The 21,026-nt window shown below is 51.7% G+C and carries 15 protein-coding genes; 2 read left to right on the plus strand and 13 right to left on the minus strand.

Annotated features, from left to right (window positions below; translation table 11 throughout):
• Positions 1-53 precede the first annotated feature (53 nt).
• From NSU18_RS11120 to NSU18_RS11155, 8 genes are all read right to left on the minus strand, one after another.
• Complete coding sequence (locus NSU18_RS11120; protein WP_341149020.1) at positions 54-350, minus strand: hypothetical protein; 297 nt, start codon at positions 348-350, stop codon at positions 54-56.
• A gap of 83 nt (positions 351-433) precedes the next feature.
• Positions 434-2,503, minus strand: a complete 2,070-nt coding sequence (locus tag NSU18_RS11125; RefSeq protein ID WP_341149021.1) for a methyl-accepting chemotaxis protein — start codon at positions 2,501-2,503, stop codon at positions 434-436.
• A gap of 45 nt (positions 2,504-2,548) precedes the next feature.
• The gene (locus NSU18_RS11130) at positions 2,549-3,508 is read right to left on the minus strand and encodes an acetylxylan esterase (RefSeq protein WP_341149022.1); all 960 of its coding nucleotides are present in this window, start codon (positions 3,506-3,508) and stop codon (positions 2,549-2,551) included.
• Between the two features lie 24 nt (positions 3,509-3,532).
• Positions 3,533-4,558, minus strand: coding sequence for a glycoside hydrolase family 130 protein (locus tag NSU18_RS11135; RefSeq protein ID WP_341149023.1), 1,026 nt, complete (start codon positions 4,556-4,558; stop codon positions 3,533-3,535).
• Between the two features lie 69 nt (positions 4,559-4,627).
• A complete protein-coding gene (locus NSU18_RS11140; RefSeq protein WP_341149024.1) occupies positions 4,628-5,461 on the minus strand; it encodes a carbohydrate ABC transporter permease in 834 nt (277 codons plus the stop codon).
• 4 nt (positions 5,462-5,465) lie between these two features.
• Positions 5,466-6,347, minus strand: coding sequence for a carbohydrate ABC transporter permease (locus NSU18_RS11145; protein WP_036722590.1), 882 nt, complete (start codon positions 6,345-6,347; stop codon positions 5,466-5,468).
• Between the two features lie 130 nt (positions 6,348-6,477).
• Complete coding sequence (locus tag NSU18_RS11150) at positions 6,478-7,854, minus strand: ABC transporter substrate-binding protein (protein ID WP_341149025.1); 1,377 nt, start codon at positions 7,852-7,854, stop codon at positions 6,478-6,480.
• Positions 7,855-8,325: 471 nt separating this feature from the next.
• On the minus strand, positions 8,326-9,090 hold the full coding sequence (locus NSU18_RS11155; protein WP_341149026.1) for a helix-turn-helix domain-containing protein: 765 nt from the start codon (positions 9,088-9,090) through the stop codon (positions 8,326-8,328).
• Between the two features lie 256 nt (positions 9,091-9,346).
• Between NSU18_RS11155 and NSU18_RS11160 the strand changes: the two genes are divergently transcribed.
• Positions 9,347-10,579 (plus strand): AGE family epimerase/isomerase, encoded by a 1,233-nt coding sequence (locus tag NSU18_RS11160; protein WP_341149027.1) that lies wholly within the window; start codon positions 9,347-9,349, stop codon positions 10,577-10,579.
• Positions 10,576-11,751, plus strand: coding sequence for a glycoside hydrolase family 130 protein (locus NSU18_RS11165; RefSeq protein ID WP_341019747.1), 1,176 nt, complete (start codon positions 10,576-10,578; stop codon positions 11,749-11,751). The genes NSU18_RS11160 and NSU18_RS11165 overlap by 4 nt, the downstream gene beginning before the upstream one ends.
• Before the next feature lie 118 nt (positions 11,752-11,869).
• Here the strand turns inward: NSU18_RS11165 and NSU18_RS11170 are convergent, their stop codons facing one another.
• From NSU18_RS11170 to NSU18_RS11190, 5 genes are all read right to left on the minus strand, one after another.
• Positions 11,870-12,931: a LacI family DNA-binding transcriptional regulator gene (locus NSU18_RS11170; RefSeq protein ID WP_341019745.1), complete on the minus strand. Its 1,062-nt coding sequence runs from the start codon at positions 12,929-12,931 to the stop codon at positions 11,870-11,872.
• 48 nt (positions 12,932-12,979) lie between these two features.
• Positions 12,980-14,296, minus strand: a complete 1,317-nt coding sequence (locus NSU18_RS11175) for an ABC transporter substrate-binding protein (RefSeq protein WP_445321797.1) — start codon at positions 14,294-14,296, stop codon at positions 12,980-12,982.
• Positions 14,297-14,302: 6 nt separating this feature from the next.
• On the minus strand, positions 14,303-16,189 hold the full coding sequence (locus NSU18_RS11180; protein WP_341149028.1) for a cache domain-containing sensor histidine kinase: 1,887 nt from the start codon (positions 16,187-16,189) through the stop codon (positions 14,303-14,305).
• Between the two features lie 757 nt (positions 16,190-16,946).
• Positions 16,947-19,145 (minus strand): methyl-accepting chemotaxis protein, encoded by a 2,199-nt coding sequence (locus tag NSU18_RS11185; RefSeq protein WP_341149029.1) that lies wholly within the window; start codon positions 19,143-19,145, stop codon positions 16,947-16,949.
• A 345-nt stretch (positions 19,146-19,490) separates the two neighbouring features.
• Entirely contained in the window at positions 19,491-20,813 is a 1,323-nt protein-coding gene (locus NSU18_RS11190) for a peptidase U32 family protein (RefSeq protein ID WP_341149030.1), read from the minus strand.
• Between the last annotated feature and the right edge of the window lie 213 nt (positions 20,814-21,026).

Consider the following 21,026-nt stretch of genomic DNA (forward strand, 5'->3'; position numbering starts at 1 on the left):
TATACCCACCTCAGGCAGCAAAATAACCTTAACGGGTGAACGATGCTGATGCCTCATGCCACGTACTGGCAGCGCTTCGCGTTCCTTCGTCTGCTTTCATCCTGGCGGGCGTCAGCGTTAACCAGCGGAACGTGGATATCACACGCCCCGCAACTGCCCAATGTAATCGGTTTTTCGATTACATCTGGCCCGCACGCCACCACCCAGCCCAATGTGATCGGTTTTTCGATTACATTCGGCCCATACGCCACCATCCGGCGCAATGTAGTCGGTTTTCCGATTACATTGGGCCCGTACGCCACCATCCGGCGCAATGTAGTCGGTTTTCCGATTACATTCAGCCCGCACACTCCCGACCCGCCCAATGTGATCGGTTTTTCGCATACAAAAAAACCGCCCTCCATTATAGAAAGGCGGTATAACTAAGTTAGGCTCACACGTTGAACTTCGATAATCGTTCCCGGAGTCTGGAGGAAGCATTCTCCAGCTTACCGGAGAGGGTAACCAGATATTCGCTTACATTCTCCTGTTCTCCGGTCAGGGAAGCTACCTCTTCAGAAGCGGCCGAGGATTCTTCCGCGAATGAGCTGACATTGCCTATAGTCTCTGACAAGACCTGCTGCGAGTGGTTCAGGCCGTCAATCGAAGAGGAGACCGAATCCAGCCTGGTGATCAGCTGATGCATCTGCCCCTGTACACTAATGAAGATCTCACTGGTGTTCTGAACATAGTCCATCTGCTCTCCGAACAGCGGCGCCACCTCGGACAAGGCGTCTACCGTCTCATGCATATCCCGCATGATCCGGTCCGTAATCTCGCCCACAACGGCAATGGAACGCTTGGACTGCTCCGCCAGCTGGCGGATTTCACCGGCGACAACCGTGAAGCCCTTGCCCGCTTCGCCTGCCCGCGCTGCTTCAATAGTAGCATTCAGCGACAGGATATTGGTCTGCTGGGTGATGCTCTGCATCACCTCCAGCACCTGTATGACCGATGAGGCGGTATCCTTAAGCTCATTCACCTTAAGAACCAGCTTGCCTGTCCTGTCGCCAGTCTCTTGGGTTCTGCCCAGCAGCTCCTGCAGCTTGACTACCCCTTCTGCACTGGCTTGCTCCACACTGTGGGCAGTTCCGCCAATCTCATGGGCCACTGCAATGACGGCTTCCATCTTCTCCGAGATTTGAGCCGTCATCTCATTCCCCCGGTCCGCCTCCAGTGAGAGACTGCCTGCACCGCCGGCAATCTCTTCCGTGGCTGCAGCAATATCCTTCGCTGCCACCGCCGTGTCCCGCGAAGCATTGCCAAGCGCTTCCGCTGCTTCCGTAACTTCAAGCGCGGTCTCATTGGTGTGGACGACCAGCTCTGTAATCTGCTCCATCATCAGGTTGAAGGAGCCGGACAGCTGGCCTATCTCATCACGGGTAAGCACATCGGTGCGTACGCGCAGATCCCCGTCTGCCCCCTTGACCATCAGATCCCGCAGCCGTGACAACGGACGTGAGACCATCCGTACCATCCAGAGTCCTACAAGCACGGCAACAGCGGCAGCGGCGGCCACTGCGATGTAGGTCGTGTTAAGAATGCGTCCCGCATCCTTGGTCAGATTACCGGAAGGCACCACACCGAGCATTCTCCAGCCGGAGGTATGCAGCGTGCCGTAGACTGCAAGAATGGATTTACCCTTCTCATCCTTCGTGGGCAGAGAGCCGGAGGTATCACTTAAGCCCTTGAACAGAGTGCCGCCCAGGCGCAGATAGGTGTCCGTCTCCTCTTGCTGGGAAGAGGCGATCAGCTCATCGGTGGACGTCAGCAGCTGGATATAGGAGCCCGGGCCCAGATCAACCATCCGCAGCTGGCTGTCAAGCTCTGTAGTCTTAATATCGCAGACTGCCAGATAACCGGAGTGACCCGCTTCCGGCTCCACAGACTTAGCGAAACGCACTACTCCTGCGGCCTCTCCCTGCTTCAACGCTTCGGTAATCCACTGGCTCTGCGGCTTCTCCTGCAACTGCTTGTACCATGCTGCATCACGGATCGCCGCCAGGAAATCTTTATCCACTTCACCAGCTCCGGCTGCGGGCAACACTTCATTCAGCGGAACCAGATACACTGCCTGCACCCCGGGTACAGCCGTAAGCCATTGATTGAGCTCCACGTTAATCGTCTTGGACAGCTCTATACGCTTCGCAGAATCTGCGGAAGATGCACCTTCCATTGCAACCGCCTGCTGAATATCATCATTGTAGAACAGCTGGCCCAGATTATCTTCATAGCGCAGCAGGATCACATCCAGCTTCTCTGCCGTCTGCTCCACGGTCTGCTGATTAGCGGACAATGCATTATTTTCAATCGTATGTCTGGCCACAGCGTAAGAAATATAACCCAGAGACAGTACAATTCCCATGGTCGCGATGAAAAACACCAGAAAGAGCCGCATCCCCAGCGACTTGAAGGGATGCAGCCGAGTAAGAATAGATGTACTGCGAACTGTTGACTTGCTCAAAAAATCACCGCCAGATTCTATGTATTCTTGCACGGAAGGAGCCCGTTACAAGGTCATGAACATCTGAAGCGTCCGATCAGAAAGATAGGGAAGATATTCATGACCATACTCATGATATACCAACAGATCTTTTACGGCTGTGATTTTGTTGTATGCGGCGAATTGTGTCGATGGCGGACAGATCGTATCGATAAGACCGGTTACCCATAATACCCTGCCCTGTATACGTCCAGCTAAATGCTGGATGTCAATATAACCTAGCCGGTTAAAAATCTCTTCCTCCCGCAGATGATGCGGATCAAAGAAGCGGAAATAATAGTTAATCTCCTCATAAGCAGAGGTTGTAATATTCAGCGCCCAGGCTCCTTTGTAATCTGAGAGGAACGGATAGACCGGAATGGCAAGCCTGATCCTTGGCTCCAGGGCAGCGCAGGCAACCGTAAGCGCACCGCCTTGGGAACAGCCGAACGCGCCCACCCGCTCCCGGTCCACCTCCGGCATAGTCATCAGAATCCGCGCCGTCTGGACCGTATCCAGGAACACGTTGCGGTAATAAAGCTTGTCGGGATTGGAATCATCGATGCCCCGGATGATATGGCCGCGGACAGTCGTTCCCCGGACGGTCAGATTATCCTCGGACAAGCCGCCCTGCCCCCGGCAATCCATGGCCAGCACGCTGATTCCGTGTGCAGCGTAAGCCACCTTCTCCATCCAGTCCCCGCTGTCGCAGGAATAGCCGTGGAATATTACAACTCCGGCGCCTGGGCCTGCTCCCGTCTTCTTCGGTCTTACATATTTGCAGTGCACACTGGCACCGCCCACTCCGGTAAAATACAAATGAAAGCATTCTGCCAGCTCACTGGTAAATTCAGCGGGTACAAGTTCATAAGCCAGTGACTGGTCATCCAGCTCCTGAAGCGCACGCTCCCAATAAGCATCAAAGTCACCGGGCTTCGGGCTGCTGCCCTGATAATCCAGCAACTGCGGTAGAGATCTTTGGTTCACTCTCAGTCACCTCCTCTGCAAGCTCTAGATTCTGCCGGGACCCGCATCATCGCCAATCTCTTCATGCGTCTCGATGACGTAGTTAACGATGTCCTGGACTGTAGTGTATGCAACACCGACATAGGTGTCAGCAGCGCCGTAATAGACGGCAATCCGGCCGGTATCCGCGTCGCACAGCGCAGCACAAGGGAATAGCACGTTGTTGACAAAGCCTCTTTCTTCATACCATTCTTCCGGTGTCAGCACGAAGTTGCGGGAGCGGTATTTCACTCTGGAAGGCTCATCCGCATCCAGAATCACAGCGCCCATGCTGTAGACAAGGCCGTTGCAGGTCCCTGTTACCCCATGGTAGAACATCAGCCAGCCTTCCGAGGTCTCAATGGGCGCAGGCCCGCCGCCGATCTTGGTGCTCTGCCACCAGCCTTGTCCGCCCTTGGTCATGACATGGCGGTGCTTGCCCCAGTACACGAAGTCAGGGCTCTCACTGAGGAAAACATCGCCGAACGGCGTATGCCCGCTGTCGCTCGGACGGGAGAGCATAACGAAATTGCCGCCGATTTTCTTCGGGAACAGCACGCCGTTGCGGTTGAACGGCAGGAATGGATTCTCCAGACTGATGAAGCTCTTGAAATCCTGGGTCTTGGCAACGCCGATTGCCGCCCCGTAGAAATCCGTGCACCAGATGATGTAATAGGTATCCTCCACCTTCACCAGACGGGGATCATACGCATAACGTGGCATATACGGATGGCCTGCCTCGTCCTTGAACTGGATCGGCTGCTCATCAATGACCCAATCCAGCCCGTCTGCGCTGCGGCCCATCCGCAGATGGGGGCGGGTCGTGTGATCTTCCACGCGGAAGACGCCCAGGAAGCTGCCCTCGTAAGCGATCACCGCGCTGTTGAAGATACGGGCGACCCCTTTGGCCGGATTGCGCTTGATTACCGGGTTATCGCTATGTCTCCAGACCGGATTGTCATTCCCGGCAGGTCTGCCCTGCCAAGGCATATTCGGCAGACTCTGGCTGCCAGTCAGTTTAACTTCTCTCATAGATAGAATCCCTCCCAATAATAGTTGCAGCAGCCGCTGCGGTAGTGTGTTGCTCCCCGGCTTGCCGTTTTATTTGACCGACCCTTGGGCGAAGCCGTTATAGATGTATTTCTGCAGTGCTACAAACGCGATCAGCGTCGGAATGATAGCGATCATAATCGCGGCACAGATGACCTCCCACTGGGAGCCATAAGGTCCTTTGAATTTGAACAGTGCGGTGGACACGACCTGCAGGCTGCTTTTGGGCATATACAGGAACGGGGTGTAGAAGTCATTGTAGATATTGACGCCCTTCACGATGATCACCGTCACAATGGCCGGACTCAGCAGCGGAAGAATAATTCTCCAGTAGATCGTCCAGTATGAGGCCCCATCCAGCATTGCCGATTCATCAAGCGATTCAGAGATCGAGTCCAGGAACTGCATGAAGATATAGACAGCGATAATATCGGTCCCCAGATACATCAGAATCGGTGCCCAGCGGGTGTTGAACAAGTCCAGGGCATTGATGATCTGAAAAGTTGCCACTTGCGTCGTTACTCCGGGAATCAGCGTAGCCAGCAGAAAAGCTCCCATCAGCGCCTTGCTGCCTCTGAATTTGAAGCGGGCCAGAATATACGCCATCATCGAGCCGGTAAGCGTAGCGCCTGCAATAGAGATAAGGACGATAATGATCGTGTTCATGAAGCCGAGCAGCATATTACCGTCTACGAAGGCCTTAGAATAGTTGGCGAAATTCAGCCAGTTCTCCGGCAGGGTGAGCGGACCGGTTGAGGCATACTCGGCATTAGTTTTCAGGGAAGCGAAGAAGACTACCACAATCGGTAGCAATGCCATAAGCGCGCCCAGCACCAGGGAGATATATTTGAACACAGCGGCCAGGTGGTATTTGAAGGTATGCATCGCTCTATTTCTCCTCCTTGATCAGAATGCGCTGAAGGATGGTGACCAGTACCACTATACCAAGCAGGACCACAGCCATTGCCGAAGCCAGCCCCAGCTTGCTGTATTTGAAGGCCACATCAACGGTCTGGATGACAAAAGTACCGCTGCCGTTAGAGCCGCCGGTCATGACGTAGGGAATTTCAAACACACCGATCGCCCCGCTGACCGCGAGGATCAGATTGAGCTGCAGGATGCGTTTGATGCTTGGAATGATGATATGCCGGAACTGGTGCCAGCGGTTCGCACCGTCTATTTCCGAGGCTTCATAGATATCGCTGCCGATCGAGGAGATTGCGCCAAGGAAGATAATGAAGTTCATCCCCATGTAACGCCATACCGAGGCAAAAGCGAGCGAGATATTAATGAGCTGCGGATTCAGCAGCCATTTTTGTTGTAGCGCCCCAAGTCCCAGCAGATCAAGAATGGTATTAAGGGTGCCTTCCGGCTTGAAGAAGAACAGGAAGATGAACCCGATTGCCACACCGTTCAGCAAGGTCGGGAAGAACAGAATCCCCTTGAACCAGTTCTTCATCCGGACATTGAAGCTCAGAATCGTGGCAAAATAAAGCGCCAGCCCCATCTGGACAAAGGTGGCGAAAAAGTAATACAAGCTGACCTTGAACACGGCGAAGTACTCCGGTTTCGTGAAGATCGTCTTGTAGTTGTCGAAGCCGATATACTCCATATTTTTGCTTAGCCCGTTCCAGCTGGTGAAGCTGTACTGAAACATTTTGAACACAGGTAAATAGGAGAACGTCAGCAGCAGCACTACGGGTACTAGCGAGAATAAAAAGATGATCAGAATCCGTTGATTTTTATAGCTCATGTTAGACAATTTGGGCACTCTCCACACCTCCTGAGAACTTACTGCTCTTCAATGCGCTTCTATCCATGCAAAAGTGAAGGGGATTATGCCTTACGGCATCTCCCCGTTCTCTTCCCTCTTATTTCACTTCTGCAATCAGGCTCACATGCTACTTGCCAGTCACAATTTTGGCTCTGGCTGCTTTCCATTTATCATTCAGTTCTTTCATAATGTCATCATAGGATTGCTTGCGGTTGCCAATTGCTGCTTCAATGATTACTTTCTTGAAGTCCGGCTGCCACAGGCCGATTTCAGCCTCTTTATCAATGGCATCCACCCAGCCTTCTTCACCGGCTTTGGCTGGAGCAAGCGTGTCGAAGGTGATGTCTGTACCTGCGAACTGCTTGAGGATTTCAGGCAGCTCTGCTCCCTTTACCGGGCTCATGCCTCCGCCTTCTGTAGTCGGATAACCGGATTCATTGATGAACCAGTCCACCCACGCTCTGGCGGCCTCTTTGTTCTTGCTGTGTATGCTAACCCCCAGATTATAGTCGTCAGACAGCGGAACCAGAATCTTGTCGGCATTGGTCGGGAATGGCATGAAGCCTACATCATCAGGGTTCGCTGCCAGTCCTTTGATCTGACCGATAGCCCAGGAGCCAAGCATCATCGTACCGATTTTGCCGTTCGCCAGATCTGCCTTGGAGGATTCCCAGTCAGTTGTAGTCGGGTCCTCTTCAATCAGACCGTCTTTGGCTGCATCGTACATCACTTTGTAGAGCTCATAGTGCGGCTTCCCTGGAACAAAGTTATCGTCGGAGGCTACCTGTCCGATGTTGACATATTCACGGTCGCCGGCAACAGTCGCCAGATCTGCTTCCCACTGGGTCAGCGTCCAGCCCGCAGCATAGTTCGTGTAGAGAGGAACAGCATCCGTCTTCTCCTTGATGCTCTTCAGTGCAGCGGAGAACTGGTCGAAGGTTCTTGGAACCTCGGTCACTCCGGCATCCTTGAAGACCTGTTTGTTGTAGATCACGCCGGAGAAATTAACCGTAATCGGAATGCCGTAAGAAATGCCGTCCACCGTCCGCTCTTCCAGGCCAGTATATTGCTGCTCCAGGTCAGACTTTTTACCCAGCGGCTCGAAGAAATCCGGCAGGTCTTTGATCGCTACGCTGGTAGGCAGGAGCAGAACATCTCCGTAATCACTGGTGCTCATGCGGATTTTGATCTGATCCTCGTAGTTCGACAAGGCTTCAAAATTCACTTTGACATTCGGGTATTTCTCGTTAAACTTGGCAGCGTAGTCTTTGAACACCGTATCCACAATATCCGTCCGCTGTGTAATAACCGTAATATCACCTTTGATATCCTTGGCGGCATCTCCCTGTGGAGCGGCTGTTGCCTCCACAGCGGTGCCTGTGTTCCCGCCTGCATTGGTTGCAGCCGCATTAGTGGCATTATTGTTGTTAGATGAACAGCCTGAGAATAGACCGGCCATCAGTGTCAGCGCTGCCAACCCGGTAACTGCTTTGGTTTTTTTCATCATATTTCTGACCCCTCTCTTCATTTAGAACGGTATAATAACAAAACAATAACAGAGAAATCCATTTCCCTACTACGCAGAATTTAAATTATCCTGCATTCATCTTGAATTCCTTTTTGTTATCGCTTTCATTGCAATTATAGACCTTACCATTCCTTTAAACGATGGTTTCAATTGCTTTTTCTGGTCTTATATTTGTTATTTTTGTTATTTAAAATATAGTGGCAGCAAAAACAAAATGTCTGCACCATCGCCAAATGTGATGGTTTTTTCGATTACATCCCGCCGACGCAGCACATCCAGTCCAATTGTGATCGGTTTTTCGATTACATTCGGCCGACGCTGCGCGTCCGGTCCACATCGGACAAAAATCTTATTTCCTTAATTAATAAAAAGCACTACCCTGTCACTCCCTGAAGAAGTGAAATGGTAGTGCCAATGGGCTCTTTTCCTGTAAAGTGCAGCGCAAGCTTATGATCTGTACCGGCTTTTATATTCTTTGGGAGTCATACCGCACATTTTCTTGAACAGCTTATTGAAGTACACCGGATCGCTGTAGCCGACTTTGTCAGCAATCTCATAATTCTTCAGGTCCGGGTGATGGAGAAGCATCTTTTTGGCCTCCGCAATGCGGATGCTGATCAAGTAGTCGGTAAGGGTCTGCCCTGTCTTTTGCTTGAACAGCCTGCTGATATAACTTGCATTCATTCCCACGGCCTCAGCCAGCCGCTCAAGCTCGAAATTAAGACCGTAATCCTGTTCAAGAATGCTCCTCATCTGCTCTACAACATAATGCTCCCCGCCTTCGGAAGGCTGATGCGGCACTTCATCGGAGGGAGCAGCCGCAGGCATCTGCCGGGCCGCTTCTACACTTCTAAGCAGATCATATAATTGGACCTTATCAATGGGCTTCAGCAGATAATCAAGTACACCGAAGCGCATGGCCTTACGGGCGTAGTCGAATTCACTGAAGCCGCTCAGCACTGCTATAGGCAGCTGCTTAAGATGTCCTCTCGCCGCTTCAATCAGCTGGAATCCATCCATTCTCGGCATCTTGATATCTGTAATAAGAAGATCAATCTCCTCCAGGCTTAGCTCCTGCAGATGGTTCCAGGCCTCAAGCCCGTTGCCGTACGAGCCGATTACCCGGACCTCCACATCCATTCTGGAAGCGATCTTCTCCAGCCCGCGGCGGATCACTTCCTCATCATCCGCAATCATGATCCGGATTACCACCCTATCGCCCCCGTCGTTTCATCTCTGATGATAGCGCTATCAATACAATTATAGACTCTGCATAACCATTAGAAAATGTGCCTCTATCCACTTTTATAGTCTTCAATTGACTTCATCCAGTTCCCGCTTGAATTCCCGGCCGAAAAGAGTTATAACATGGTTATATATCGTTATCATTATATACTAATATAATAATAACAAATATAAAAATAACTCCAATACCAACGAGCACTATTAAGGAGTGAACAGTACAAATATGAAGAATGCAACTGAAGTATGGCGCACCCGGCTGGAAGCAGAGCTGAAGGACAATATTCTGGGCTTCTGGATGAAGCATACCCTGGATGATACTCATGGCGGCTTTATCGGTGAAATGGACAATCAGCTGCACGTGTTACCCGGTGCGGACAAAGGCCTTGTACTGAATGCACGGATTCTGTGGACATTTGCAAGTGCTTACAGCGTCTACGGAACCGCAGATTATCTGGCTATGGCCGACCGTGCCTATGATTACCTTATTCAGAATTTTACAGATTCCCAGTTCGGCGGCTTCTTCTGGATGGTAGATGAACACGGAGCTGCTTCCCAGCCCAAGAAACAAATCTATGGACTCGCCTTTGTCATCTATGCCTTGGCCGAGTACCATCATGCCACCGGCCGGGACGATGTCCTGCGCCAAGCCACCCAATTGTTCGATTTGATTGAGAAGTACGGTTATGACCCTCTTCACAAAGGGTATATTGAAGCCTTATCGCGGGAGTGGGAGATGACCGATGCTCTAAGTCTCAGCGCGAAGGATATGAATGAGAAAAAATCCATGAATACACATCTGCATGTACTGGAAGGGTACACCGGCTTGTACCGGGTATGGAAGTCAGAGACACTCCGAAGCAAGCTCGCTGAGCTGATCGAAACCATGCTGGAGCATATCCTGGATTCGGACGGCAAGCACTTCCATTTGTTCATGGATGAAGAGTGGCAGGTGAAGTCAGAGCATATCTCCTTCGGCCATGACATTGAGGGAAGCTGGCTGCTCTATGAAGCTGCGGAAGTACTTGGGGACGAGGCCCTGCTTGAACGCGTGCGCAAGGTATCCCTGTCGATGGCCGAAGCTGCACTGACTGAGGGGGTAGCGCCGGATGGAGGAATCTGGAATGAGGCAGATCTTAGCGGCTTCATTGACAAAGCCCGCGAATCCAGAGACTGGTGGCCGCAGGCTGAAGCCATGGTCGGATTCTACAATGCATATCAGTTAACCGGAGATTTGCGTTTCCTGAAAGCCGCTGAGAGCTCATGGAGCTTCACAGAGAACTTTATTATTGATCACCAGCTGGGCGAATGGCACTGGGGAGTGGATGAATCCCTGCAGCCTCTGGCCCATGCACCGAAGGTCAGCGCCTGGAAATGCCCTTATCACAACAGCCGGGCCTGCTTCGAGATGATTAGACGGCTTGGCGAACCATCAGATATAAAGGAGACTATACAATGAGTACCATTTTTGAACAACGCAAGCAGGCATTGACTGAACGTTATGAAGCCCTGATTGGACGCACCAATGAGAAGCTGCCTTACGGCAACGGTATTTATGACCGCTACAAGTATCCCCTGCTCACTGCGGAGCACGCTCCCCTGATCTGGCGTTACGACTTCAATGAGGAGAGCAACCCGTATTTCGCAGAGAGAATCGGAGTGAACGGCGTATTCAATCCCGGAGCCATTGAACTGAACGGCAAATTCTACATCGTTGCCCGGGTGGAAGGCCATGACCGCAAATCCTTCTTCGCTGTAGCCGAGAGCAGCAGCGGTGTGGACGGCTTCCGCTTCTGGGATCACCCCGTAGTGCTGCCTGAGACCGCAGACCCGGATATCAACGTCTATGACATGCGCCTGGTACAGCATGAGGATGGCTGGATCTACGGCCTGTTCTGCACCGAACGCAAGGACCCGGACGCTCCCCCTGGCGATTTGTCCAGCGCTGTTGCGCAGTGCGGCATTGCCCGTACCAAGGATCTCAAGACCTGGGAGCGTCTCGCCGATCTTAAGACCGGCTCCGCCCAACAGCGTAACGTGGTCCTGCATCCAGAATTCGTTGACGGCAAGTATGCCTTCTATACGCGCCCGCAGGACGGGTTCATCGACGCCGGTTCGGGCGGCGGCATCGGGTGGGGCTTATCGGAACAGATTGAGAACGCCGTTATCACCCGTGAGACGATTATAGACCAGCGCTACTACCATACCATCAAAGAAGTGAAGAACGGCCAAGGCCCGGCTCCGATCAAAACACCGCTCGGCTGGCTGCACATCGCCCATGGCGTCCGGGGTACGGCTGCCGGCCTGCGCTATGTGCTGTATGCCTTCTTGTCTGACCTTGCCGAGCCTAACCGTGTGACTCATGCTCCAGGCGGACATTTCATTGCTCCAGACGGCGAAGAGCGCGTCGGCGATGTATCCAATGTTGTCTTCTGCAACGGCGTCATTGCCCGTGACAACGGCGAGGTCTTTATCTATTATGCCTCCTCCGATACCCGTATCCATGTAGCTGCCACCACTGTAGACCAACTGCTCGATTATGTCATGAATACTCCTGAAGATCCGCTTCGTTCCTATGCTTGCGTACAGCAGCGCATCGCTTTGATCGACCGGAATTTACGGGTGAAATAATGCAAAAGAAGCGGAAACGGTACTGTCCTTTTAGAGGACGGTACCGTTTCTTTTTGAAAGAATTTATATGTTTGGGGTCATCATCGAAGCTAAAGCTTTAAGGGTTTATTTTGTTGCTTCAACCCCGCGGCTTCCCTACAGAGTCCCGGTGGACGATATCTGCGGAGATCAGAATTTTCTCCAGTGGTGCAGCGGGATTCTGGATACGGTTCAGCAGCTTCTCGACAGCAGCACGGCCCATAGCTTCCTTAGGCACATGAACGGTTGTAAGCGGCGTAACTCCACGCAGGGAATCCTCGATATTGTCAAAGCCTGTGACCGAAAGATCAGCGGGAATACTAAGCCCGGCTTCCCGCAGCAATTCACTGACATCAAGGGCTGTAAAGTCGTTCGCACACACAATGGCCGTAGGCAGGGTATCCGACTCTTTACGGGTGGCTACCCAGCGTCTGAATTCATCGCGGAGCATTTGGTCATCCATTCCCTCCAGCAGCAGTTCATCACCTATGGCCGGGACCTTCAGATGATTCTCCTCCAAGGCGCTGCGGAACCCGATCCAGCGGTCACGGAAGCTGCGGGAGTAACGGATATTGCCGATAAAGTGAAATAGAGTGTGTCCGGTGCCTATCAGATGATTGACGAGCCGGGTCATGGAATCGATGTTATTCGCAAATACAGTATCACATGGAATTAAAGCATCCTCATGATCGATCATGACCAGCGGAAGCAGGGTCCGGTGCACTTCGAGCAGCAGTGAGGTGGAGATTTGCCCTACTCCGATCAGACCAAGCAAACCGTCCGGATTAAGCACATTAGCAAAATTATCAGCCCGGTGCTCTGAAATAATCACCATGCCCAGCCCCTCCTGATCCAGAGCCAGCGCAATGCCATCGACGATTTTGCCCCAATATAGTGAATCTTGAGTCTGAGAACGGATATTGGGCATCAGCACCAGCACGGATTGCTTATTACGGTCTTGCTCTCCTGTCAGCGAACGGCGCTTCGGACTTTGTACATAGGCGTTTTTTTGGGTGAAATATCCCAGCTGAGAAGCAGCTTGAATCACCCGTTCCCGGGTGGTCTCATTAACCCCCTCCTTGCCGGAGAGCGATTTGGATACGACGAACTTGGAAACCCCAAGATGATCGGCTATTTTTTGCATCGTTACTTTTTTGGCCACAACAATACCTCCAGAATTTGATCTTGCTTAGTGTGCAGAGTCCGGTGGTTACGGAGCAGTCTGCTGACTCACACGTGCTTCCTTCCATTTTGCATTCAACTGGTCAAAGGACTTCTGCAGATCCGGTGCGGCGAGCACATCCTGAATATAATCGCCCGACCAGAAGCTCAGCTTCGTCCGGTTCGCCAGATCAATGAACGCATCCGTCTGCACCGTAGCCTCAATCAGCTTCGGATGATGGGAGAGGAACTCACTATATTGCTGTAAAGCGGGTTCGTCCGAACCCTTCGCCGGAAGAAACCCCCAATCTTTCGCATACGAAGTTTCTGTGATGAAATACTGAAGCCAAGCCATCGCAAGCTCTTTATGGCGGCTGAATCTGCTAACCCCCATGAACCAGTCGGGATTGAGTGCGGCATAATGGGCCGTACCGTTGTCATATGGAAAGGGAAAGAAGCCTATATCCTCCGGCGAAGCGCCTGCATCAATAATCTGCCGGATGGTCCAGTTCCCCTGCAAATACATGCCTGCTTCTCCCTTGGCCAGGCTGGATTTGGAAATCTCCCAGCTGTTGGAGAATAACTGCTCCTCGACATAACCCTTGGCCATCATCATTCTGGCAATCCCCAGAGCCCGTCCCCATTCGTTACCGATCTGCCAGGGACTATCCTCATGAACCATATCATTCAAATAATCGGGGTTCCCCGTCATATAATTAACCAGATTATTGCCCCACTCCCGCAGCGGCCAGACAGCCCCGTAATTCATATACAGCGGGATGATGCCCGCCTGCTTCAGCTTGGCACAGGCTGCATAGAATTCATCAAGCGTCTGCGGCACCTGTTCAATTCCCGCCCGCTCAAAAGCCTTCTTGTTGTATACAATTCCACTCGTGGTGTTGCCTGTAGACAGCCCGTAACGCTTGCCGCCAAAGGTGGCAAAGGTTGTGAACCGCTCCTGCGCCGCCAATTCCTCACTAAGCGGCTCGAAGAAAAGCTCCAGCTCCTTTGCAGGCAGATTGACCGGAAGCAACAGGACATCCCCAGTATCCTTGGTGGACAAGCGGACCAGAATATCCGTGGCATAGCTGGACAGCCCCTCAAATTCCACATGGGCTTCAGGATACCGCTTCCTGAATTCCTCGGCATAGCCCTTAAATGTTCCATTCTCAATCAGGTCAATCCGGTTCGTCAGCATCACGATCGTACCGGACAGCTCAGAAGGCGCTTCATCTACGGCCGAGGCTGCCGGGACCGGGGCAGGCCCTCCACTGCTCCAGGTGTTACAGCCGCTTGCCAGCACTAGCAGCATCAGTAGCAGCCCAGCATACACCGGAAAGCGTACAATCATCCGTTTCAAGCCCATTCCTCCTCAAGGGGTCTCCCCTTCAATTACGGGAGTATTTCCCGGCAGCGGCAATGACAAGATTACATCCGTACCCCCGCCAGGCTTGCTGAACACCTCAATCCCATAGGCCGGGCCGTAATGAAGCTGAAGGCGCTGGTGCACATTTGCCATGCCAATTCCTCCATTGATGCTCCTCTTCGGAGGGGCCCCGTGCCGGAGTCTTTCCCTCAGCTTATCCAGCGTAACCTGATCCATTCCGCAGCCGTCATCACGGATATGGAACAGCAGCCTCTGTTCTGTATACTCACATTTGATGCTCAGATGCATCCGGGACTTGGTATCGTCCAGCCCGTGATACGCAGCATTCTCAATAATCGGCTGAAAAACCAGCTTAATCATGGAGTAGTTGTCAAGCGCCTCGGGAACATCAATCATCAGCTCAAATCTGCCGGGATACCGGCTGCCCAGCAGCTCCACATAGTTGCGTACATATAGCAGCTCCTGCTTCATCGTTGCCCAGCCGGTCAGGTCACTGGTGCTGTAGCGGAGCAGCTTCCCCAGGATGGAGATCATGTCAGCGGCCTCCACATCATCATTAATCTCTGCGGTCATCCGGATCGTTTCAAGCGTATTGTAGATAAAATGCGGATTGATCTGGCTCTGAAGCGCCTGCAGCTCCGCCTCCTTCTTCTGTTCCTCAATCTGGTAAATATCCTGGATCAGTTGACGAATGCGGGCCAGCATACGGTTGAATTGATGCCCCAGAAGACCAATCTCATCACGGCGTTTAATGCGGAAGGTCACATCGAGATCGCCGCCCTGCACTTTTTTCATCAGCTGAATCATTTGGGTCAGCGGCTTGGTCAGGGCAAATGACAGAATGAGCGAGATGATCAGGGCCAGTACAATGATGATTAGAGTAGCGCCTATAGTCGCATTACGGGTCAGCTTCACTCCACGGGTCAATTCATCCACCGGTATGGAAATAATCACCTTCCAGTTCGTCTTGGTTGAGCTTGAATAGATATTAAGCCGGTCCTTGCCGGATACGGTGTCATAAAAGCTCCCTGAGCTCCCTGCCGCAGCCCGGAATAAGGAGGAGCGGGAAATATCCGCAGTCAGCAGCTTCTGCTCACTGTCATAGATGACTTTGCCTGACTGATCCACGAGGATAGATTTCCCCCGGGTCACCTTGTCCAGCTCCGCCACCTGATTCTCCAGATTACTGAAATTAGCCTCCACCGCGATCAGGCCGGCTGGCTTCCACAGCCCGTCCAGAATGGGACGCACCACCGTAAAGGCATATCGGGTACTCTGCAAATTGCTTGTATATGCCTGTGTTCCCAGAAGGATCGCTTCCCCGCCGGAGCCCTTTACCTGCCCGCTCCAGAACCTGTAGCTCTGCTGCAGATCCAGCCGGACGCCCCCATCCTTGGCAGAATAATAGCCATTCCCGTAGGCATCAAAAATATAGACCGAATTGGTCCCCCGCTTAATATTGTTAATAAATGAAATATTCTCTTCGATGCCCCGCTGAATAGACAGCAGGAGATCCAAATCGCCGGGAGCCACCTGAGCCGTGTCCTGCTTGCCTTCCATCATCTGCTTTTGCTCATAATAGCGGTTCGAGCGGATGAGGTTCTGCTTAATTTCATTGACGTAGGCAGGCATTGAGGACATCCGTTTCATATCTTCTATGTAAACATCGATGGAATCCATCATTTGATCAATCAGCTTTTCGGAATAGGCGATCGTGTTCGCCTGGATGGATTCCGAATAGCTCTTGAAGCTGATCACACTGATGAAAGACAGCGGGAGCGTAATAATGACCAGAAAGACCAGGAAAAGCTTGCGCTCCATCGACATATCCACGATATAAGACCACCAGTTGTAACTCCGTGCTGCTCTCACTCTGCCTTCTCCCTGGTTCAGGATACATAACTAATTCAGCAAACAACAATAACAAAACCCTAACAAAACTATTATACGCATTCGCTTGAGGATGTACAAGGAAGGATAGTTTGGTGGCTTCCTTGAATTAAAAAGGTAATATAAAAATAGCCGTATTCGCTAATGGTTCGGCTTCTCTGGAAAGTAGGAAGGGTATGAAACTTAAGGGAACTTTAACTGAAAAAGCATATAGAGAAGAATTAAAAACCTCGAAATTTCATTTGTTCAATGATATATCCAGGCGTAGGTTCTTAAACATTATTAGAGAAACATTTCCGGCTATGAAAACAGCACACGTTTTATCTTGGACACCTGACCAGGGTGAGGATATAATCAGCTTCCTTGTGGATACTCATTCAGTTATTAAGATTGAACTGGATCGTTATGATAACTTGTAAGGAGCAGTATTGTTGCATTATTTGCAGGATTCCTTAAATAATAGTACTGGCTAAGCTCCAATTGTTGCATTATTTGCACAAATTCCGACGTTTTGAGCAAGTTAGCGTAGGATTTGTTGCAATTCGTGCAGGATTTTAGCATAGACCGCTTCTACGGGGCAGCATTGTTGCAATTCGTGCAGGATTCCTTAAAAAATGGTACTGGCTGTGAAACATGGGGCATATCCCTCGGCGCAGCATTCCTATACATCAACTAAAAAGGGCATCACGCAGCCGAATGCGGCTTGCGTGACGCCCTGAAATCAGAACAGCTCTAAATATTATTTGATCGTAAACAGCGACAGCTTGCTTTCCAGTTGGGTAGAAGCCCCTTGCAGCTTGTTCGACAAGGCTACGAGATGGTCACTGACATTCTGCTGCTCACTGCTGAGGGAGGCAACCTCTTCTGAGGTTGCCGAGGATTGCTGCGCCACCGCACTTACATTCCCCATAGCATCGGAAAGCACACCCTGTGAATGGTTCAGACTGTCGATGGCTCCTGTTACAGACTCCAGACTTGTAATAAAGTCCTCCATTTGACCCTTAACGGACACGAAGATTTCACTGGTACTCTTCACGGATACCATCTGCTCCTTGAACAGCGGAGCCACCTCAGACAGGACAGCAACCGTCTCATCCATCTCAGCTACGATCTTATCTGTAATTCCGGCGACCAGAGCAATGGATTGCTTGGATTGGTCGGCAAGCTCCCGGACCTCCCCTGCGACTACCATGAAGCCACGGCCAGCTTCGCCTGCTCTCGCTGCTTCAATCGTTGCATTCAGAGACAAAATGTTCGTCTGCTGGGTAATATTCTTCATCACATCCAGCACCTTGATTACGGAATATACCGTTTCCTTGAGATTATTGACTCTATCCACCAGAGCAGAGGTCATTTCACCTGTACGTCCGGTCTGATCCAGCAGCGATTCCAGCTGTACAGCACCCTGTCCGCTGGCTTCCCCAACTGCACGCGCTGCCTGATCCATCTCAGAGTTAGCTGCAATGACACTCTGCATCTGCGTTGCGATCAAGTCTGTCAGCTCATTGCCGCGCTCGGCTTCCTGGGCCAGACTTCCGGCACCGCCGGCAATCTCTTCCGTGGCCGCAGCGATTTCCTTGGCGGAGATCGCCGTCTTGCGCGAGGCATCCCCCAGCTCACCCGCAGTCTCAAGGACTTCGCGGGCTGTATCTGTAGTCTGGGCCACCAGCTCAGTAATCTTGCCCATCATCATATTGAAGGAGGCCGACAGCTGGCCGATCTCATCCTTAGAGACATACTGGGTACGGACACTCAGGTTGCCTTCGGCTCCCTCCAGCATCAGGTCCTTCAAGCGTGCCAGCGGCTTGGCGATCAACTGAACCATCCAGAAGCCGACAATCATAGCAAGCACGGCTGCCGCTCCCGCAGCAAGGAACGTGGTAAACAGAATCGGCGTAGCAGCTTGAACCAGTTGTCCGGTAGGAACTACACCGGCAAGCTTCCAGTCTGCCTTCTGCATCGGGTTGTATACAGCAAGGATATTCTTGCCGTTCTCATCCTTCGCTTCCGTGCTGTCATTGTTCACCTTGCTGTCCTTGATGAAATTCAGTACGGTGGCTTTGCCGTCCTGTTCGGGCTGCGAGGATGCCACTACGATTCCATCCGGGGCAACCAGTTGAATCCGCGAGCCATCCCCAAGCTGCACACTCTTGAAGGCTTCTTCCAGGAGGGTGCTCTTAAGCTCCAGCATGACTACATAAGAGGCATTGGAGCCCAGATTCTTAAGTGTTCTAACCATGGCCAGGTTCTTGCCGCCGCTGCCTTCAACGGCGGTAGGGAACCAGTAGTTCTGGGCGGATTTGGCTTCTGACGTATAATAAGGCTCATAAGAGCTTGAATTCTTGACCACGGTCTTGTACCATTCCTGAGCTCTCACATCATCACCCGCGAGACCGGTGCTTCCGCTGGAAACGATCCCCATCTCAGGGTCCTCCGGAATGAGCGATATGGCGACGATATTAGCATCTGTCGTAGTCTGGCTGGACAGCTTCTTGCTGATCGCATCGGTAGCCACGAACTTATCATAACTGCTCTTCGCCGAAGACAGCTCTGTCAGATTCGCCTGCATCTGTGTATCAAAATATAACTGAAGCGCGAGACTCTCATACTGCTTCAAGGTAATATCCAGCTTCTCTGAGGTCTGAATAATCGTCTGCCGGTTGGCTTCGGACACATTCTCTTTAATTGTATTCTTCGCTTTGTTGTAAGACAGAAGTCCTAAGAACAGGACCACTACCACGATAGAGGATAAGAAGATCAGGAACAGCTTCACCCCAACGGATTTGGTCGGGTTCACCCTCTTCACCTGGCGTAGCGAGCCGTTCAATACTGTCCTGTAATTTCTCTTCTCTGCCGTGTTGCTAGTTGTCTGTGAAGCTTCTGTCTTCTGGGCCTTAGCCTTTTGTGTGCTCTTTGGCTTTTTACTGTTTTTCGCCACTTTTATCCTACTCTCCTTCGGTTTATCTGTCTTGTTGTCCGGATTGGGAGCTCCCATAACCATCACCTGCCTATCGCCTAGATTGGAAGATATATGTAAGCGTTACCTGCCCTTTATATCGGCACAAAGTCTCATTTTTCTTAGCATTATTTGCAAATTGCTTCAATACTCATATTTTTTTGTCGAATTGCATAAGCCATTTGGCACAAAATAACCCCACAAAATGGAGCTTCAGCGTAGGTGCTTACTCAGGTACTTTGCGGGGGCCCCAAAACATCTCCTTTTTTAGCACGCAAAAAAAAGAAATGCCCTTGTGTAAACGGGCATCCCTAGATTGTAAAGCCACTATTTCCGCTTGCGCATCATATCGAAATAAGCAACAGGATGATCTACCTTCATCCGCACACGCTGAAGCGGGTGACGGGCCACATCCAGCGGATTGCCGGCCTCATCCCACAGCTCTCCGACGGTCTGTTTGAAGAAGGTGTCATCCGGGCCGAAGAACTCCACTTCCTGTCCCGGCTTGAAGTTGTTGCGCTGCTGAACGAGCGCCATCCCGCTCTCTGCATCATACTCCAGCACCAGTCCCGCGAAATCATACGGGGCTGCCTTCTCTTCGGGTTCATAGATGTGGTCCTCATGGTCCGGTGTGTCGTAGAAGAAGCCGGTATTCAGCGGACGGTTAGCCGCCTTCTGCAGCTCCTCCAGCCATTCTGGCTTCAGCACATACCCTTCCGGGTCGGCCATGTAAGCATCTATGGCTTTGCGGTAGGCATTCACTACGGTGGCCACATAGTGAATCGATTTCATCCGGCCCTCAATCTTGAAGCTGTCAATTCCGGCTTCGATCAGGTCGGGAATACTCTCCAGCATACAGAGATCCTTCGAGCCCATAGTGAACGGATTATCCTCGGGCTGATGCAGCGGCAGCTGGGTAATTCCGGGCTGCAAGGCCTGCGGTGCCTCGGCTTGTTCCTCTTCAGATACCCAGTTCCCTTCGGGACGGGCATCTTCGAACAGATCATACTTCCAGCGGCAGGATTGGCAGCAGCCTCCGCGGTTGGAGTCACGGTCGGTGAAGTGGTTGGATAACACACAACGTCCGGAGTACGAAGAGCACATAGCACCATGGATGAAGCTCTCGATCTCAATATCCACATGCTGCTTGATCTCGGCGATCTCCTCCAGGCTAGTCTCCCGGCCCAATACTACGCGCGGCAGACCCTCCTCCTTCCAATAAGACACTGCCTGCCAGTTGAGCGTGGACTGCTGGGTGCTTAAATGCACCTCAAGACCTGGCACCAGGCGCAGGGCAGTATCGACAATCACCGGATCGGCTACGATAATCGCTGCAATTCCGGCCTCATATAAATTACGCAGGTATTCTTCAATCCCCGCGATATCTTCATTGTGAGCATAGATATTGGTGGCTACGAATACTTTGGCACCATATTTCTTGGCAAATTCCACACCCTCGCGCATTTCCTCGAAGGTGAAGTTATCTGCGCCTGAGCGCAGACCGTATTTCTGGCCTCCGATATAGACGGCATCCGCGCCATAATGCACGGCGAATTTCAATTTCTCTAAGTTTCCTGCCGGAGCCAGGAGCTCCGGTCTGTCCAGACGGTAACGCTTGCCCTTGAACTGGGGCTTGGTTATGGTTCCCATTCCTGTTCTCCTTTCTGTGTCTCATCTTCTGCAAGAGTTTAAAACTGACATCGGGTAGTACACGCTGCTGCGGTGAATTTGGACTTTCGGCCGCTGTTGTCTCCAGATGTTTGGAATTATTCCGCTTAGCTGATAACATCCGGAGACAAAGGCGGACGCTACCGCTCCTGCAGTTCCAAATTCCCCTCCGCCGCTGAACCCTATGATGATGGG

This window comes from Paenibacillus sp. FSL H8-0048, from assembly GCF_038002825.1.
In the GTDB taxonomy this organism is placed as follows: domain Bacteria; phylum Bacillota; class Bacilli; order Paenibacillales; family Paenibacillaceae; genus Paenibacillus_AQ.

Coding starts and splice junctions, on each gene's coding strand:
- NSU18_RS11135 (WP_341149023.1), bottom strand. CDS start 4,558: ATGAGAGAAGTTAAACTGACTGGCAGCCAGAGTCTGCCGAATATGCCT.
- NSU18_RS11140 (WP_341149024.1), bottom strand. CDS start 5,461: ATGCATACCTTCAAATACCACCTGGCCGCTGTGTTCAAATATATCTCC.
- NSU18_RS11150 (WP_341149025.1), bottom strand. CDS start 7,854: ATGAAAAAAACCAAAGCAGTTACCGGGTTGGCAGCGCTGACACTGATG.
- NSU18_RS11160 (WP_341149027.1), top strand. CDS start 9,347: ATGAAGAATGCAACTGAAGTATGGCGCACCCGGCTGGAAGCAGAGCTG.
- NSU18_RS11165 (WP_341019747.1), top strand. CDS start 10,576: ATGAGTACCATTTTTGAACAACGCAAGCAGGCATTGACTGAACGTTAT.
- NSU18_RS11175 (WP_445321797.1), bottom strand. CDS start 14,296: ATGGGCTTGAAACGGATGATTGTACGCTTTCCGGTGTATGCTGGGCTG.
- NSU18_RS11190 (WP_341149030.1), bottom strand. CDS start 20,813: ATGGGAACCATAACCAAGCCCCAGTTCAAGGGCAAGCGTTACCGTCTG.